Below are 1451 nucleotides of genomic sequence, written 5' to 3' on the forward strand. Positions count from 1 at the left end.
TGAACTGCGCCCCAGTTCTTGGACGGGCAAATAAAGCGGCCTAGGCCGCATGCAGGGACTGATTCCGGAACTCCTCCGGGGTCAGTCCCTTCAGCTTAACCTGACGCCTCCTCGTGTTCCAGTGGACGACGTAGGCGTCGAGGTCCCTCTTGAACGCGTCGAAGCTCGGCCATGTCTGGTCACGGAAGAACTCGTCCTTCAGGTGGCCGAACACCTGCTCGGTCGCCCCGTTGTCGATGCAGTTGCCCTTCCGGGACATGCTCTGCACGACGCCCGCCTCCTTCAGCCTGTTGCACCACCCGGCCTGCTGGTACTGCCAGCCCATGTCCGAGTGCAGTATCGGGCTGGCGCCGTCGGGCTTCCTCGACACGAGCTGGTCGAGGAGCTCGTGCTGCTGGGCCATGTTGGGGTGCAGCGACGTCGACCAGGCGACGATCTCCTTGCTGCCGAAGTCGTAGACCGGCGCGAAGTAGGCCTTGCCCCAGGGCTGCTTGAACTCGGTGACGTCTGTTCCCATCTTCTGCCACGGTCCCTCCGCCTCGAAGTCGCGTCCGATGACGTTCTCGAAGGTCCTGCCGACCTTGCCCTTGTAGGAGTTGTACCTGTGGTAGTCGGTCTCGCGGCGGATCCCGCAGCTGACCCCCATCTCGTGCATCATCTTGAGCACGGTCTTGTCGGCTATCCGCACGCCCTGCTCGGCGCGCAGGCACATCGCTATCTGGCGGTGCCCGCACCCGTTGGCGGTGCGCGAGAATATCTCGGCGGCCGCCTCCCAGAGCTCGGGCCTGGTCGGGGCCTTCGGGTGCGACAGCGCATAGTAGTAGCTCGACCTGGCGAGCCCGGCGCATTCCAGCAGGTCGGGAAGAGGGTATCGCCCTGAAAGCTCGCTCACGACGACCGCCTTCTCGCGGTTCGGGAGCGCTTCTCCGCCTTCAGGGCGATCGATTTTTTTAGGTACGCGTTCTCCGCCTCGAGCTTCTGGATTCTGCGTTCGAGCTCCTGCTCGCGCGTCGTCTCCCTGGGCTGGGAGCCGGACCCCCTCGGCCTTCCCTTGGGCTTCGGCCTGAGCGCCTCCGGCCCGCCCTCCCGGTATGCCTTCATCCAGTCCTTCAACGGGGTCGTCGAGGCTATGCCGAACCTCTCCATGGCCTCGGGCTTCGTCATGCCCTCGTCGACGACGGCGCGCGCGGCGGCGACCTTGGTCTCATATGAGTAGACGGCGTATTTCTTTCCCATGTCTGTCAGCCCCTCGATGCCGACGGATCTGTACGTGTCGATCCATTTTCTCACGGCCTCGTAGGGAACACCGATCAGGCTGGAGATGGCTTTGACACCGTTCCCCGCGTCGTAGAGCTCGGTGGCTTTCGACCTCGTGGCGGCGTCGTACAAAGTTCTTCGGGTCATGAAAGAAGCCTCCCTTTTCTCATGTCCAAGAAAAGGGAGGCGGTTCA

1 protein-coding gene and 1 pseudogene are annotated in these 1451 nt (G+C 63.4%); both read right to left on the reverse strand.

Translation table 11 applies throughout. The annotated features are described in order from the left end of the window. Positions 1-40: 40 nt before the first annotated feature. A pseudogene (locus B5D13_RS08590) lies at positions 41-955 on the reverse strand (IS3 family transposase); the annotation flags it as partial. Beyond that, positions 889-1451: helix-turn-helix domain-containing protein (locus B5D13_RS08595; protein WP_218969853.1), on the reverse strand; the 563-nt coding region annotated here is incomplete at its 5' end. The pseudogene B5D13_RS08590 and the gene B5D13_RS08595, both read right to left, overlap by 67 nt.

It is taken from the genome of Olsenella sp. KH1P3, assembly GCF_900167315.1.
GTDB lineage: Bacteria > Actinomycetota > Coriobacteriia > Coriobacteriales > Atopobiaceae > Olsenella_J > Olsenella_J umbonata_A.